We start from the raw sequence: 13,701 nt of genomic DNA on the forward strand, positions 1-13,701 counted from the left end.
GCCGTGACGAGAGATCCTCGGGTCAAGCCCGAGGATGAGGGGGGATGCGCCCCCACAAATCATACTCCCCTGCCTCGTCCACCTCGACGGTGACGATATCGCCGACCGAGAGGTCCTGCGTGCCCTCGTCGATAAACAGGTTCCCGTCGATCTCGGGGGCGTCGGCCTTGGTGCGGCAAGTGGCGATGCCGTCCTCGTCGATATCGTCGATGATCACGTCCAGATGCTGGCCGACCTTGGCGGCGAGTTTCGCCTCCGAGATTGCCTGCGCCTTGGCCATGAACCGGTCCCAGCGGTCCTGTTTGACCTCCGGCTCGACATGATCCGGCAGGGCGTTGGAGCGGGCCCCTGCGACATTCTCGTATTGGAAGCAGCCGACCCGGTCGAGTTGCGCCTCGTCGAGCCAATCCAGAAGCGTCTGGAATTCGGCCTCGGTCTCGCCGGGATAGCCGACGATGAAGGTGGAGCGCAGGGCGATGTCGGGGCAGATGGCGCGCCAGGCGGCGATCTCGTCAAGCGTGCGCGCGGCGGCGGCAGGCCGGGCCATGCGTTTGAGCGTGTCGGGATGTGCGTGCTGAAAGGGAATGTCGAGATAGGGCAGCACCAGCCCCTCTGCCATCAGCGGAATGAGGTCGCGCACATGCGGGTAGGGGTAGACGTAATGCAGCCGGACCCATGCGCCGAGCGACCCCAGATCACGCGCGAGATCGGTGATATGGGCGCGGTGGCCGTTCGCCTCGGCGTGCTTGATATCGACACCGTAGGCCGAGGTGTCCTGAGAGATCACCAAGAGTTCGCGCACGCCGCTTTCGACCAGCTTTTCAGCCTCGCGGATCACCGCATGGGCGGGGCGGCTGGCGAGACGTCCGCGCATGTCAGGGATGATGCAGAATTTGCATTTGTGGTTACAGCCCTCGGAAATCTTGAGATAGCTGTAATGGCGCGGCGTGAGACTTACGCCCGAGGCAGGCAGCAGATCAATGAACGGGTCGGGCGCAGGCGGCACGGCGGCATGGACCGCGTCGAGCACCTGTTCGTATTGATGCGGCCCGGTGACGGCCAGAACGCGCGGATGCACACCGGTGATATAGTCGGGCTCTGCCCCCAGGCACCCTGTCACGATCACCCGGCCATTTTCCGTCAGCGCCTCGCCGATGGCCTCCAGGCTTTCGGCCTTGGCGCTGTCGAGAAAGCCGCAGGTGTTCACGATCACCGCGTCCGCGCCGGTATAGTCGGGCGAGATGCCGTAGCCCTCGGCGCGCAGCCGGGTGAGGATACGCTCGCTGTCCACCAGCGCCTTGGGACAGCCCAAGGAGACCATGCCGATGGTCGGCTGGCCGTGGCGGGGCGGTTCGGTCAGGCGGGCGCGCGGGGCGAGGTCGGGGCGAAGGCTGGGCGGGTTCTGTGACATGGCCGCGATATAGCCTTTGCCCGGTCCCGCGGGAAGGGGCAAAAGCGGTTGCCCAAGCCTGCGCTGCACGCCTAGAGTTGTGCTGAGCGTTGCAAGAGGGGATTGTGCCATGCGGTGGGTGTTTCGGCTGATCGGGCTGGTGGTGGTGATGGTGGCGATCGTGCTGGGCGCGCTGTTCTTTCTGCCGGGCGATCGGATCGCCAAGATCGCGGCCGAGCAGATCACCAAGGCGACGGGCCGTCAGGTGACGATGTCCGGGGACACGCGGATCAGCTTTTACCCCGTTCTGGGCGTCGCGACCGGGGCGGTCGAAGTCGCCAATGCCGACTGGTCCGAGGCCGGGCCGATGTTCACCGCCGACAGTCTCAAGATCGGGGTGGAGCCGGCGGCGCTCTTTGGCGGCGATATTCGCATCACCGGGCTGGAGGCGGTGGGGCCGCAGATCCGGCTGGAGCGGGCTGCCGACGGGCGGGTGAACTGGGAATTGGGGGTCGAGGGCGTGGCGCCCTCTGGCCAATCCGAGGGCGGCGCGCCCGCCACCGCGAACCGGCTGTCGCTGACGCTGGACCGGGCGCTGATCGAGGGCGCCTATCTGACCTATTCCGATCACGGCACCGGCGAGACACAGGCGATCCGCGACATGGATTTTGACCTGCGCTGGCCCGATTACGATGGGCGGGCGACGTTTGACGTGGTGCTGCGGCAGGCGGGCGATCCGGTGACCGTGTCGGGCTATCTGGAGCAGGTGGGCAAGTTCATCGACGGCGCGGTGACGGATGTGGTGGCCAATATCGAGGGGCCGGGCGGGCGCATCGGGTTTGACGGGCGCGCAGGTCTTCAGCCGCAGGTGCAGGGGCGGTTTGATATCGACATGTCCGATACGGGTGCCTTTGTCGCGGCGCTGGATCTGGGCGCGGTGGACCTGCCTAAGGGCTTTGGCGCGGGCGTCAAGGGCGGGGCGGATGTGACGCTGACACAGGACATGCGGCTCAGCTTGCGCGACATGACGCTTGATCTGGGGGGCAACGCGCTGTCGGGGGCGGCGGATATCGACCTTGCGGGCGATGTGCCGCGCATCAATGCGCAGCTCAATGCAGGCGCACTTGACCTGTCGAAGCTGGCCGGGGCCGACAGCAATGAAAGTGACGCGACCAAGGCCGATACCGGCTGGTCGCGCGCGCCGATTGATGCGAGCGGTCTGGCGCTTGCCAATGGCGAGGTGGCGTTGGTGGCCGACAGCATTGACCTTGGCGACCTGAAGCTGGGCACGACCCGGACGCTGATGACGCTGGACCGGTCGCGCGCAGTATTCTCCTTGCGCCAGTTGCGCGCCTATGACGGGCTGATCACCGGCGAGTTCGTCGCCAACAACCGCGCGGGCCTGTCGGTGGGTGGCAATATGAATGCAGAGGGTATCAACCTCGAACGGTTCCTTGCCGATGCGATGGACATCACCCGGTTCGCCGCCTCGGCGAGCGGCGAGGTGGAGTTTCTAGGCGTCGGCAATTCGGTGCATGCGATCATGAATTCGCTCTCGGGCAAGGGCGCGTTGCGCACCGGCAGCGGGGTGATCTCGGGCATCGATCTGGACCGGCTGATGCGGGCGGGCGATGTGTCTGGTGGGACCACGGTTTTCGACACGATGAGCGCCAGTTTCACCATGGACCAGGGCAATCTCTACAACCGCGATCTGGCGATGAAGCTGCCGCTGGCGCGGGCCGAGGGAACGGGCCGCGTGGGTCTGGGCACGCGCGATATCGACTATCTCTTCACGCCGGTGCTGCTGGAGGGCGAGAATTCGCGCGGCCTTGCCATTCCGGTGCGGATCGAGGGCCCCTGGGCCAGCCCGCGCATCAAACCCGATCTGGAGAAGGCGCTCGATCTCAACCTCAAGGCGGAGCGTGAGGAGTTGGAGAAGAAGGCCGAGGAGCGTCTGGAGCGCGAGGTGCAAAAGCGGCTTGACGTGACACCGCAGGAAGGCCAGAGCGTCGAGGATGCGCTGAAGGACAAGCTCAAGGACAAGGCCGAGCGCAAGCTGCGCAAGCTGTTCGACTGAGGCGGCGTCGGATTTGGGTATTTTCACCAAGCAGAAACAGGGGGCGCGGCGGTGAGCGAGGTCAGGGCGCAATACGAGGCCTATCCCTATCCGGCGCGCGACCCGGCGGAGGAGAAAAAGCGGCTGATCACCGGATCGCCGTCGCATGTGCTGGAGTTGGATCATTTCGTGTTTGGCGGCGCGCGCGACTGGTCAAAGCCGCTGCGCGTGCTGGTCGCGGGAGGCGGCACCGGCGACGCGCTTATTCAACTTGCGCAGCAGATGCAGGATGCGGGCCGCGTGGCGGAAATCACCTATCTCGACCTCTCGACCGCCTCGCGCGCGATTGCCGAGGAGCGGGCGCGGGTGCGCGGGCTGGAGGGGATCCGCTTTGTCACTGGCAGCCTGCTGGAGGCCGCGCAGCACGGGCGGTTCGATTACATCGACTGCTGCGGCGTTTTGCATCACCTGCCCGACCCGGCCGAGGGATTTCGGGCCTTGCTGGCCTCCCTGGCCCCCGGTTGCGGCATGGGTTTCATGGTCTATGCGCCCTATGGCCGATCAGGTGTCTATCCGCTGCAGGAAGCGTTCGGCGCGCTCTTCGAGGGGATGGCGCCCGAGGCGCGGCTGAAGGCGGCGCGCAAGGTCGTGGCTGGCCTGCCCGAGGGGCATCCGTTCAAGGCCAATGTGAATCTCGGCGATCACAAGGACAGCGATGCGGGGTTCTATGACCTGTTGCTGCATTCGCAGGACCGCGCCTTTGACGTGACATCGCTCAACGACATGCTGGAGGCGACGGGCTGGCACCTGTCGGGCTTTACCATGCCCGCGCTCTATGACCTGTCGCGGCTAACAGAGGTGCCGGAGCATCTGGGCGTGGTGGAGCGGATGGCACTGGCCGAAAAGCTCAATGGCACGATCAAGACACATGTGGGATATGCCGTGCGTGGCAGCGAGGCGCGGGGTCCGGCCACCGGGCGCAATCGCGCGCTGGTGCCGCATCTCAAGGGGCTGCGCGCCGCCGATCTGGCGCGGGCCGTAGGGCAGGGGCAAAGCCCCAAGCTGAGCTTTGGAAGCGTTACCGCGCGGCTGAACCTGCCGAAAGAGGCGGCCCGGCTGATCGCGGCGGTGGACGGGCGGCGCAGCCTGCAAGAGATTGCGACGGCGACCGGGACCGATCCGATCGGGATGGGTGCGCTCTGGTCCAGGGTCGAGCGGGATTTGAGCGATTACGGGCTGCTGGTCTATTCCTCGATCCTGCGGCGCTGAAGCAGCATCAGGCCGAGGCGCGGCAGGCGCAGCACCACTTGCCAAAGGATGTCGCGATAGTCCGTGTCGCCTGCCATCAGGTCGAGGAACTGCCACCGCAGCGTGGTGGAGCGGGCAAAGGCGCGGGCGAAGGACGGCTCGAGCGCCGGGGCGAAGATCACCGGACGGATCAGCCGTGCCATCCGGAGGCTGCGGTGCAAGGGGCGCAGGGCGCGCCGGTAGCGGTGCAGTGCCGTGTCGGGACGATGCGCGGAGAGCGCGTCGATTGCCGCCTGTGCGGCCAGTTGGCCGCTGTGGAGCGCGTGGCCGATCCCCTCGCCGGTGATCGGATCGACCAGCCCGGCGGCATCGCCCGCGAGCAGCACGGCACCGCGACCGGGGGATCTCCGGAAATGGCCGAAGGGCAGGAACTGGCCCTTGATGCGAGCCTCGGGGGCGTCGATCCCGAGCATGTCGCAATAGGCGGCCATCGCGCGTTTCATCCCGGGGTTCTTCGACAGTAGGCCACCGACGCCGATAGTGGTCGAGCGGCGTTTCGGAAAGGTCCAGCCATAGCCCCAATGTGCCGCTGCAAGGTCGATGCGGATCGGTGCGTCGGGAACAAGGTGCGGATCGGTCGCCTCGATCTCCAGCCCGAAGCCGATGCGCGCGCGCTCGAAACTCTGGCCGAAGAGGTGCCTGGCCACCTGGCTGTTGACCCCGTCCGCGCCGATGAGCACGCGATATCTCAGGCTGCGACCGTCCTTGAGCGTCAGGATCGTGGTGTCCACGTCTATGGTTGCCAGGTCTTGCCCGGTGAAATCCCGCGCTCCGGCGCCGAGCGCATGGCCGCAGATCATCGCATCCATGTCCCACCGCATGGTGGCGCAGAGCGGCGGTGCGTTTTCGATCAGCCCGACCGGCTGGCCGCGATAGCGAAACTCGACGCTCGTCTTGCAGTCCTCTGGGTCGAACGGCATGTCGTGGCCGAAAATCTCGGCGTAGTGCCGCCGCGCGCGCCCGGTGACGAGGCCGCCGCAGAGCTTGTCACGCGGAAAGGTCTTGCGATCGATGAGCGCCACGGTGAGGCCCGCGCGCGCGGCCCAAAACGCCGCTGCGCCACCTGCGGGCCCGGCTCCGATCACGATCACGTCGAACTGCTCCATTAGACCTCGGGCAGCGCGTCGCGCCGGATCATCGTGCGCAATGCGAAACTCGACCGCATGGAGCGGATGCCGGGTGTCTGCATCAGCCCGTCTTCGAGGAACCGGTCAAAGCCCGCGAGATCGGCGGCCACGACGCGAATGAGCACGTCGCGCGTGCCGGTCATCAGGTAGCATTCCATCACCTCGTCAAACCGGCGCAGGCGTGTCTCGAAGGTCTTGATGGCGTCGCGGGTGTGATGCTCCAGCTCGACGAATATGAAGGCGTTGAGCGGCAGGCCGAGTTTTTCCTGATCGACGCGGGCGGCATAGCCGGTGATAACGCCCGCGCCTTCCAGCCGGGTTATGCGGCGCGCAAGCGGGGTGGGCGAGAGGCCGACCGTGGCCGAAAGGTCGGCGAGTTTTTGACGCCCGTCGCGTTGCAGGGCGGCGATGATGCGGCGGTCGATACTGTCCATAATCCCCAAAACCCCTTTCACTTTTGGGGATAATCCCCATTTGTCACGCCCAAGTGACAAAAGTTTGCTGTTTTTTCGCGTCTGCGTGGTCTTACCCTGACGACAAGGAGGATTCTACCATGCTGACACGTCTTTCATCGCCCGGCCACGAGGACCTTTACCGCGTCGAGGATCGCGAGAGCGGCCTGCGCGGCTATATCGCGCTGCATTCCACGCGGCTTGGCCCGGCGGCGGGGGGCTTGCGGATGCGGGTCTACGAGGGCGATGATGCGGCGATTGAGGATGTGCTGAACCTGTCACGCGGCATGAGCTACAAGAACGCCGCCGCCGGCCTGCCATTGGGCGGTGGCAAGGCGGTGATCATGGGCGACCCCGGCCACGACAAGACGCCCCCGCTGTTGCGCGCCATGGGACGCGCCATCGACAGCCTTGGGGGCCGCTACTGGACCGCCGAAGATATGGGGATGAGCCCCGATGACATGGCCGAGATCGCGCGCGAGACGCGGTTCGTGGCGGGGCGAGATCAGGGCATGCATGCCAGCGGTGATCCCTCGCCGGTGACGGCGCGCGGCGTGATGGGCGCGATGCAGGCGGGCGCGATGCGGGTCTGGGGCAAGGCCGATCTGGCCGGTCGCCGGGTGGCGGTGCAGGGGCTGGGCCATGTCGGTTGGCACCTGTGCCTGATGCTGCACGAGGCGGGGGCGCGGCTGATCGTGGCGGATATGGACGCGGCGCGCGTCGCCTCGACCGTCAAGGAATTCGGGGCGGAGCCGGTGGCGACCGGGGCAATTCACGCGGCGGAGGCGGATATCTTCGCGCCCTGCGCGATTGGCGGCGTGCTGAATGCGCGCAGCATTCCCGAAATCAGGGCGGCGCTGATCTGTGGCGCGGCGAACAATCAGCTGGCGACGCCCGAGGCCGCCGAATTGCTGGAGGCGCACGGCATTCTCTATCTGCCGGATTACGTGGCCAATGGCGGTGGGATCATCAATGTCGCCGCCGAGATCCTGCAGATCGCGGATCGGGATGGCTGGGTTGCTGACCGACTGTCTGCGATGCAGGCCAACATGGCCCATATCCTCACCCGTGCAGCTGCTGAGGGCGTAAGCCCCGCCGTGATCGCCGACCGGATGGTCGAGGAGCAACTTCTGGCGCAGGCGGTCTGACGCCGGTCTTGATTTGTGCGGGGCCACGGGGCTTGCTAGGCTGGGCGAAACAGTCCTGGAGTGCCGCCATGCGTCTGCCCCTGATCCTTGCCCTTGGCCTTGCCACGGCCGCGCAGGCCGAGACCCGGCTGAGCGACGGGGTGAGCCTTGCCCTTGGCACGTTTTCCTCCGGCGGCGGGCTGACCGTCGCGACCGAGTTCCGTCGCACCGCGCAAGGCGGCACTGCCCTGTGTGGCGCGTGGGCCGAGAGCGAGAGCCAGGCGAGTTACACCACCGGCGAGGCGCGGCGCATCGTGCAACTGGCCAGCGTCTATGTGCAGGGGCAGCGCGTGGCGCAGGATCTGGGGGCCTTGCCGCAGATCGCGCCGCGGCTGGATTATGCGGGCGCCCCCGCGGGCTGCATCCCGACCGATCTGCCGTGGCGCGCGGGGCGCGTGCCAGAGGTCTTCCTGCCAAGACAGCAGATCAGCCGATCTGGTGGCGGTGGCAGCGACCCCAACATCATCTTTCGTCAATCGGGGCCGGGGGCCATGGGCGCGGGGCTGGAGGTGGTGCCGTTCCTGCGCCGTCTGAGCCGTCTGCTCGATCTGAGCCCCGCCGCGACGATTGCCGAGGGTCGCTATTCCTCTGGCGGGGGTGTGCGTGTCGCCGCGGAACTGGTCTCGGTCAACAGGCGTGCGCATGTCTGTGGCCTGTGGTCGGATCTGCCGGAGCAAGACGTGCGCACCGAGGCTTTGGGGCGCGCGATCCTGAGGCGCACGCAGGCGGTGCTGGACGGGCGCGTGATGCGTGATGATCTGGGCGAGTTGCGCCGCGCGCGGGCGCGGATCGATTACACGGGGGTGGATGCGACCTGTCTCGAAACCGGCCAAGCGTGGCGCTCTGACATGACCCACAGTCCGTTGGCGCTGCGCCTGCCCGAGACCGTGGTCTACCGAGACACGACGCCGGAGGGGCGCGTGCTGATCCGGTTCGCGCCGGTCAAGCCGCAGGGGTGAGGCGCGTCTGAACGCGGCCTTGATGCGAGGCGGATCAGGCGGCAGGGCACGAGACAGCGATCGGAACCGGTGCGACCTATTCCACGATCAGTGGCACCGCGGGGCTGTGGTGGATCGGAATATCCCAGTAATCCCAGCCCATGTCCTCGGCGGCATCTCACAGAGAGCGGATCAAGGCAGCGAAATCAGACGCTTGCGGCACGAGACCTGAGGCGCTTTTACCCGGTTCTTGCCACGCCGCCCAGGTGTGACACCACGGATAGACGGCACCCGCATCCTGAGGCGGGATCGACAAGGAGGTTTATACGGCCAGGATCTTCGCCGATGACGAGAAACCTGTGGGCGGCGATGTGTGCCTCTTCGGTTTTCGTTTCGTCCATTCCGTGCTGGATCAGCACCCGCTTTAATGTCTGCCCATGTAAGCGATGCACTGTTCAGTTGAAGATTCACGCCCCTTGATTGTCGCCACTCGCCGATCGGGTGATACAGTCTATCGACGGATCAACGCATGAGTTACGGTGCGTGAGCAATGGGAAGTCTGACATCAGACTGTCCGCAATGCGACCCCGAGGGGTACTGCGAGGAATCGCGGCGTCAGGCCCACCGGCTTGTGTTGCAGCAGAAGTCGGAGACCGGGGTGCGAGGTCTTGCAGAATGGAGACATGATCAGATTTACGGCCGGAGCCCGCCCGGACCGACGGGATGGCAAGGCCACGATCAGGCCATCACGCTGATCAAGAAGTCTTTGCGCCGTCTCTTGCGTGATTTCAACGACAACAATTGCCCTGATCTCACGCCAATCGCGCGCCCGGTTACGGAGATCATCAACGCTCCCAATCCTGCGGCCTCGGATTGGAAAGGTTCACAGGCGGCACCTATGGTTGAGACTGATCCGGGAGTTTTCGATTGGGAGTACTGGGAAGAAGCGACAGGCCTTACGGGTGTAGCGCTTGTTCTGCTACTGATTGTCTGGCAGGGGTCGCGGCTGTTTCCGCCTCGCAATCTCGCGCCGATTTAGGGGACGCACATGGAATCTGGATCACCGGTGGATTTTACTGCGGTCGAGCGGTGGCGTTTCGAGGCGTCGCTCGCGGAGTTCGCAACATCGCGCGGTGCGGAATTTCTCTCGCGTGTCGCGTTTCCCTGGCCCGGGCAGTTGCAGGCCGTTCAAGCTGCGCTCGTCCATGTCTATCGTTCCGCGTTGTTGCCAGCGGGGGGCGCGCCCGATAGGCGAGAGCCGCTGGAGCGGGCGACCATTCGTGCTGAGATCGCCTTGAAGATCGGTGACCCGAAAATGGCGGGTGACATCGTGGACTGGTTCCGGGCCTTGCCGGTCGAAGGCGGTGCCGGGCGGCACGCCTGCGCATTTTACTGGTACGACGTGTTCTTTTCCACGCTGTCGCCCAATGCCCCTCGGCCCGAAGGCGTAAACGACGCGCTCTGGCATGCATTCGTCGCGGCGATACGACGGGAGAATCATGACGGGCCAGAGGCGTATTTGGCTGCGCATACGGGCTATATCGACGAGACGAAGCCGGTCGAAGAGCTGCAAATTGACCTTCTGGATTGGCAGAGGGGGCCGTTTTCCGATTGGGATCTGTTGCTCGCCGAAGCCTATGGATGGGATGTGGCAGATGGCAACATCTGGGTTGATTGGCAGAGTTTCCTGAACCACCGGCGTATCACGAGCCTGTGGCGCCATTTCGGCCCGCATTTCTCTGCCGCCGAGCAGGAAGCATTGGTTGCGTGGAAGCGCAATGGTGCCGCTGGCCTCGACGCCGGGGCAGATGACCCAGTGATGGCGGCGGTCCTTCTGGACGTGGCGGACAAAACCCCACCATGCGCGCCTCGCGGGATACTGTCTTCAGATGCTTAGGTTCGGGAAATCTCAGTTTGCCGCCTTCGCACAGGCGCAGCAGTCCGGATGGATCATCTTTCATCGCCCTTTGCTGGTTGCGGAGTTCGGAGAGGATTTGATCGAGCAGATTGAGCCGTTGGAGGATGTTCTTCAGGCCGCCGAGGCGGCTGGATTCGATGAGGGTCGGGAACCTTATCGCTTTGCAAGGGTCATCGCCGGCTTGTCGAAGCTCGCCGAAAACGACCGGCGTCATGCTGTCGTGGCGCGCATCGCGTCGAGTTATCAGTCTCGCGAGGAACGGCTTGATCGAATGGAGCGCACAGCGCTTGGTAATCATGCGGGAGAGTGGCGTGTGAGGTCGAGTCACCGGTGATGCCCCGCATCCGGGTCTGTTTTCTTTCCCGCATAATGTTCGATTGGTTCAGCCCTCGTTGAAATAGTCGTAGATCTTCTGTGCGAGGCCCTTGCTGACCCCGTCGACCGCGCGCAGGTCGGCGAGGTTGGCGCGGCTCACGGCTTTGGCCGATCCGAAATGCGCAAGCATCGCGCGCTTGCGGGCGGCACCGACGCCTGGCACTTCGTCGAGCGGGGTGGCGGATATGGATTTGGCGCGCTTGGCGCGATGCGTGCCGATGGCGAAGCGGTGCGCCTCGTCTCGCAGGCGCTGGATGAAATAGAGCACCGGGTCGTTGTGGCGCAGCGCCATTGGACGCTTACCGGTGCGGTGAAACTCCTCCTTGCCGTGGTCGCGGTCCACGCCCTTGGCGACGCCCACCATCGGGATGTCCTCGACGCCCATCTCTCGCATGATGCCGGCCACCGCGCTGACCTGTCCCGCGCCGCCGTCAATCAGCAGCAGGTCGGGCCATTGGCCGTTGCTGCGGTCGGGGTCTTCTTTCAGAAGGCGTTTGAAACGGCGGGTCAGCACCTCTTTCATCATGCCGAAATCGTCACCGGGGGTCAGGTCGTCGCCCTTGATGTTGAACTTGCGATAGTGGTTCTTCATCATCCCCTCGGGCCCCGCCACGATCATCGCGCCGACGGCGTTGGTGCCCTGGATGTGGCTGTTGTCATAGACCTCGATCCGCTGCGGTGGGCTGGGCAAATCGAATGCCTCGGCCAAGCCTTTGAGCAGCTTTCCTTGGGTCGCGCTCTCGGCCATCTTGCGGGCGAGGCTTTCGCGGGCGTTGCGCAGGGCGGCGTCAATGAGTTCGGCCTTTTCGCCGCGCAGGGGCACGGTCAGCGTCACCTTGCGGCCGAGTTTTTCGGTCAGGGCTTGGCTCATCAGGTCGGGGTTTTCCAGATCATGTGACAGGATCAGCGCGCGGGGCGGTTCCTTGCTGTCGTAGAACTGACCAATGAAGGCCTCGAGCACCTCGGGTTCCTCGACATCCGGGCCGACGCGCGGATAGAAATCGCGGTTGCCCCAGTTCTGCCCGGCGCGGATGAAGAACACCTGCACGCAGGCCTGCCCCTTTTCGAGATGCAGCGCGATCACGTCGGCCTCGGTCACGGTGCGGGGGTTGATGCCCTGCGCGGTCTGCACCTGCGTCAACGCCTTGATCCGGTCGCGCAGGGCGGCGGCGCGCTCGTATTCCATGGCCTCTGCGGCCTCCGACATCTCGGCGGCGAGTTTCTCCTGTATCTCGGTCGAGCGGCCCGAGAGGTAGCGTTCGGCGTCGCGCACCTGTGTGGCATACTCGGCCTTGGAGATTTTGCCGACGCAGGGCGCGGTGCAGCGCTTGATCTGGTATTGCAGGCAGGGGCGGGTGCGGCTTTCGAACATGGTGTCGTTGCAGTTGCGCAGCTGAAACACGCGCTGCAACTGCGCCAGCGTGCGGTTGACCGCGCCGGCGCTGGCGAAGGGGCCGTAATAGCTGCCCTTGTCGCGCTTGGCGCCGCGATGCTTCTTGATCATCGGATAGTCATGCGACGTCACGAGGATGTTCGGAAAGCTCTTGTCGTCGCGCAAGAGCACGTTGTAGCGCGGCTTGAGCTGCTTGATGAGGTTCTGTTCGAGCAGCAGCGCCTCGGTCTCGGTCGCCGTCGTGAGAAACATCATCGACGCGGTTTCCGAGATCATTCGCGCGATCCGCGCGGTATGCCCGGTGGGCCGCGCGTAGTTTGACACCCGCGCCCGCAGATTGCGCGCCTTTCCGACATAGAGCACCCGCGCCTGCGCATCGAGCATGCGGTAGACACCCGGCGAGGCATCAAGCGTGCGCAGGTAGCCCCGGATCACGTCGGGGCCGGTGGCGGGGGGGGAGTGCTGGTCAGTGTCGGGCATATGCTTTCAGATATGATTCTCGTGTTGTGCTGCAATGATCCGGGGCCGAGGGCAAGGGATAAGGTTTCCACCATTGCTGTGGATAACTCTGCCTATAAGTTTTCGTGAGCGGGAAATTTTCCTTGAATCAAGCCAGCTTCGCCGAAATGCTCAAAATATAGGCAGTATAATATCCCATTGATTTAAAAAGATAAAAAACTCTGCCCTGATCATACCATTGAAAACGTTAGTATTTTTGTGACGCTTACGTAACGGCAGTGTGACCGGTGCAAAACTTCTCTGCGAGGGTCATGTTTTCTACTCAACTCCTAGGACATCCGGGGTCTGCCAACCTAGGTGCTGGCCGCCATCCACGCAGATCAATTGGCCGGTCACGCCGGGGGCATGCAGCAGGTAGGAGAGCGCCCCGGTGATGTCCGTCTCGTTGGCTCCGCGCTGCAAAATCGTTGCTTTTCGCTGGTTCGCGAAATGCGTGTCGCTCTGGCGATGGCCCTGCAAGGTGGGGCCAGGCCCGATCGCGTTGACCCGAAGCCGGGGGGCGAGCGCCTGTGCCGCCGTCTGGGTAAATGCCCACAGGCCCATCTTGGCGATGGTGTAACTCATGAATTCCGGTGTCAGCTTGCGCACACGCTGGTCGATCATGTTGACGACAAGGCCCTGTGCGCGCGGCTCGCCATTCTCGTCGGTAAGCGGGTCGGGAACCTGCCGCGCCAGTTCCTGTGTCAGCACGAAGGGCGCGCGCAGATTGCTTTCCATATGCCGGTCCCAGCCCTGCCGGGTCGCGCTGTCGATATTGTCATATTCAAAGATCGAGGCGTTGTTGATCAGGGTGGTCAGCGGCCCGCCGAGTGCCTCTGCGGCGCGTGTGATCAGCGGCGTCACCTGTGCCTCGTCCAGCAGGTCGGCCTGCAACGTCACCGCCTGCCGCCCGAGCGCGCGGACCTCTGCGGCGACATCCTCGGCGGCCTGCGCCGAGGTGGCGTAGTGGATCGCTACATCCTGCCCTTGCCGCGCCAGTTCCAGCGCCATCGCGCGGCCCAGCCGCTTGCCTGCCCCGGTCACCAGCCCTCGTGTCAT

12 protein-coding genes are annotated in these 13,701 nt (G+C 64.8%); 7 read left to right on the forward strand and 5 right to left on the reverse strand.

The window, feature by feature from the left end:
* Window positions 1–22: 22 nt before the first annotated feature.
* The gene (rimO, locus tag RID11_RS17310) at window positions 23–1,411 is read right to left on the reverse strand and encodes a 30S ribosomal protein S12 methylthiotransferase RimO (RefSeq protein WP_350141381.1); all 1,389 of its coding nucleotides are present in this window, start codon (window positions 1,409–1,411) and stop codon (window positions 23–25) included.
* 109 nt (window positions 1,412–1,520) lie between these two features.
* On the opposite strand from rimO, the gene RID11_RS17315 reads away from it, so the two are divergent.
* Together RID11_RS17315 and RID11_RS17320 are read left to right on the forward strand one after the other, a co-directional pair.
* A complete protein-coding gene (locus tag RID11_RS17315) occupies window positions 1,521–3,467 on the forward strand; it encodes an AsmA family protein (RefSeq protein ID WP_350141384.1) in 1,947 nt (648 codons plus the stop codon).
* A 51-nt stretch (window positions 3,468–3,518) separates the two neighbouring features.
* The gene (locus RID11_RS17320) at window positions 3,519–4,715 is read left to right on the forward strand and encodes a class I SAM-dependent methyltransferase (RefSeq protein ID WP_350141386.1); all 1,197 of its coding nucleotides are present in this window, start codon (window positions 3,519–3,521) and stop codon (window positions 4,713–4,715) included.
* On the opposite strand, the gene RID11_RS17325 is transcribed toward RID11_RS17320, so the two are convergent.
* Both RID11_RS17325 and RID11_RS17330 read right to left on the reverse strand, forming a co-directional pair.
* On the reverse strand, window positions 4,691–5,860 hold the full coding sequence (locus tag RID11_RS17325; protein WP_350141387.1) for an NAD(P)/FAD-dependent oxidoreductase: 1,170 nt from the start codon (window positions 5,858–5,860) through the stop codon (window positions 4,691–4,693). The genes RID11_RS17320 and RID11_RS17325 overlap by 25 nt on opposite strands.
* Window positions 5,860–6,315 (reverse strand): Lrp/AsnC family transcriptional regulator, encoded by a 456-nt coding sequence (locus RID11_RS17330; RefSeq protein WP_350141389.1) that lies wholly within the window; start codon window positions 6,313–6,315, stop codon window positions 5,860–5,862. The genes RID11_RS17325 and RID11_RS17330 overlap by 1 nt, the downstream gene beginning before the upstream one ends.
* Before the next feature lie 119 nt (window positions 6,316–6,434).
* On the opposite strand from RID11_RS17330, the gene RID11_RS17335 reads away from it, so the two are divergent.
* The 5 genes from RID11_RS17335 (at window position 6,435) to RID11_RS17355 (ending at window position 10,710) form a co-directional block, all read left to right on the forward strand.
* Window positions 6,435–7,481, forward strand: a complete 1,047-nt coding sequence (locus tag RID11_RS17335) for a Glu/Leu/Phe/Val family dehydrogenase (RefSeq protein WP_350141391.1) — start codon at window positions 6,435–6,437, stop codon at window positions 7,479–7,481.
* A gap of 68 nt (window positions 7,482–7,549) precedes the next feature.
* Window positions 7,550–8,479, forward strand: coding sequence for an orotidine 5-phosphate decarboxylase (locus RID11_RS17340; protein ID WP_350141393.1), 930 nt, complete (start codon window positions 7,550–7,552; stop codon window positions 8,477–8,479).
* Window positions 8,480–9,092: 613 nt separating this feature from the next.
* A complete protein-coding gene (locus RID11_RS17345) occupies window positions 9,093–9,497 on the forward strand; it encodes a hypothetical protein (RefSeq protein WP_350141395.1) in 405 nt (134 codons plus the stop codon).
* 27 nt (window positions 9,498–9,524) lie between these two features.
* Window positions 9,525–10,355, forward strand: coding sequence for a hypothetical protein (locus tag RID11_RS17350; RefSeq protein WP_350141397.1), 831 nt, complete (start codon window positions 9,525–9,527; stop codon window positions 10,353–10,355).
* Window positions 10,348–10,710, forward strand: a complete 363-nt coding sequence (locus RID11_RS17355) for a hypothetical protein (protein WP_350141398.1) — start codon at window positions 10,348–10,350, stop codon at window positions 10,708–10,710. The genes RID11_RS17350 and RID11_RS17355 overlap by 8 nt, the downstream gene beginning before the upstream one ends.
* Window positions 10,711–10,758: 48 nt before the next feature.
* On the opposite strand, the gene uvrC is transcribed toward RID11_RS17355, so the two are convergent.
* Window positions 10,759–12,624, reverse strand: coding sequence for an excinuclease ABC subunit UvrC (gene uvrC / locus RID11_RS17360; protein ID WP_350141400.1), 1,866 nt, complete (start codon window positions 12,622–12,624; stop codon window positions 10,759–10,761).
* Window positions 12,625–12,921: 297 nt separating this feature from the next.
* On the reverse strand, window positions 12,922–13,701 hold the full coding sequence (locus RID11_RS17365) for an SDR family oxidoreductase (RefSeq protein WP_350141401.1): 780 nt from the start codon (window positions 13,699–13,701) through the stop codon (window positions 12,922–12,924).

The organism is Roseovarius sp. (assembly GCF_040219995.1).
GTDB lineage: Bacteria > Pseudomonadota > Alphaproteobacteria > Rhodobacterales > Rhodobacteraceae > Roseovarius.

Coding starts and splice junctions, on each gene's coding strand:
- rimO (WP_350141381.1), bottom strand. CDS start 1,411: ATGTCACAGAACCCGCCCAGCCTTCGCCCCGACCTCGCCCCGCGCGCC.
- RID11_RS17315 (WP_350141384.1), top strand. CDS start 1,521: ATGCGGTGGGTGTTTCGGCTGATCGGGCTGGTGGTGGTGATGGTGGCG.
- RID11_RS17325 (WP_350141387.1), bottom strand. CDS start 5,860: ATGGAGCAGTTCGACGTGATCGTGATCGGAGCCGGGCCCGCAGGTGGC.
- RID11_RS17330 (WP_350141389.1), bottom strand. CDS start 6,315: ATGGACAGTATCGACCGCCGCATCATCGCCGCCCTGCAACGCGACGGG.
- RID11_RS17335 (WP_350141391.1), top strand. CDS start 6,435: ATGCTGACACGTCTTTCATCGCCCGGCCACGAGGACCTTTACCGCGTC.
- RID11_RS17340 (WP_350141393.1), top strand. CDS start 7,550: ATGCGTCTGCCCCTGATCCTTGCCCTTGGCCTTGCCACGGCCGCGCAG.
- RID11_RS17355 (WP_350141398.1), top strand. CDS start 10,348: ATGCTTAGGTTCGGGAAATCTCAGTTTGCCGCCTTCGCACAGGCGCAG.
- uvrC (WP_350141400.1), bottom strand. CDS start 12,624: ATGCCCGACACTGACCAGCACTCCCCCCCCGCCACCGGCCCCGACGTG.
- RID11_RS17365 (WP_350141401.1), bottom strand. CDS start 13,701: ATGACACGAGGGCTGGTGACCGGGGCAGGCAAGCGGCTGGGCCGCGCG.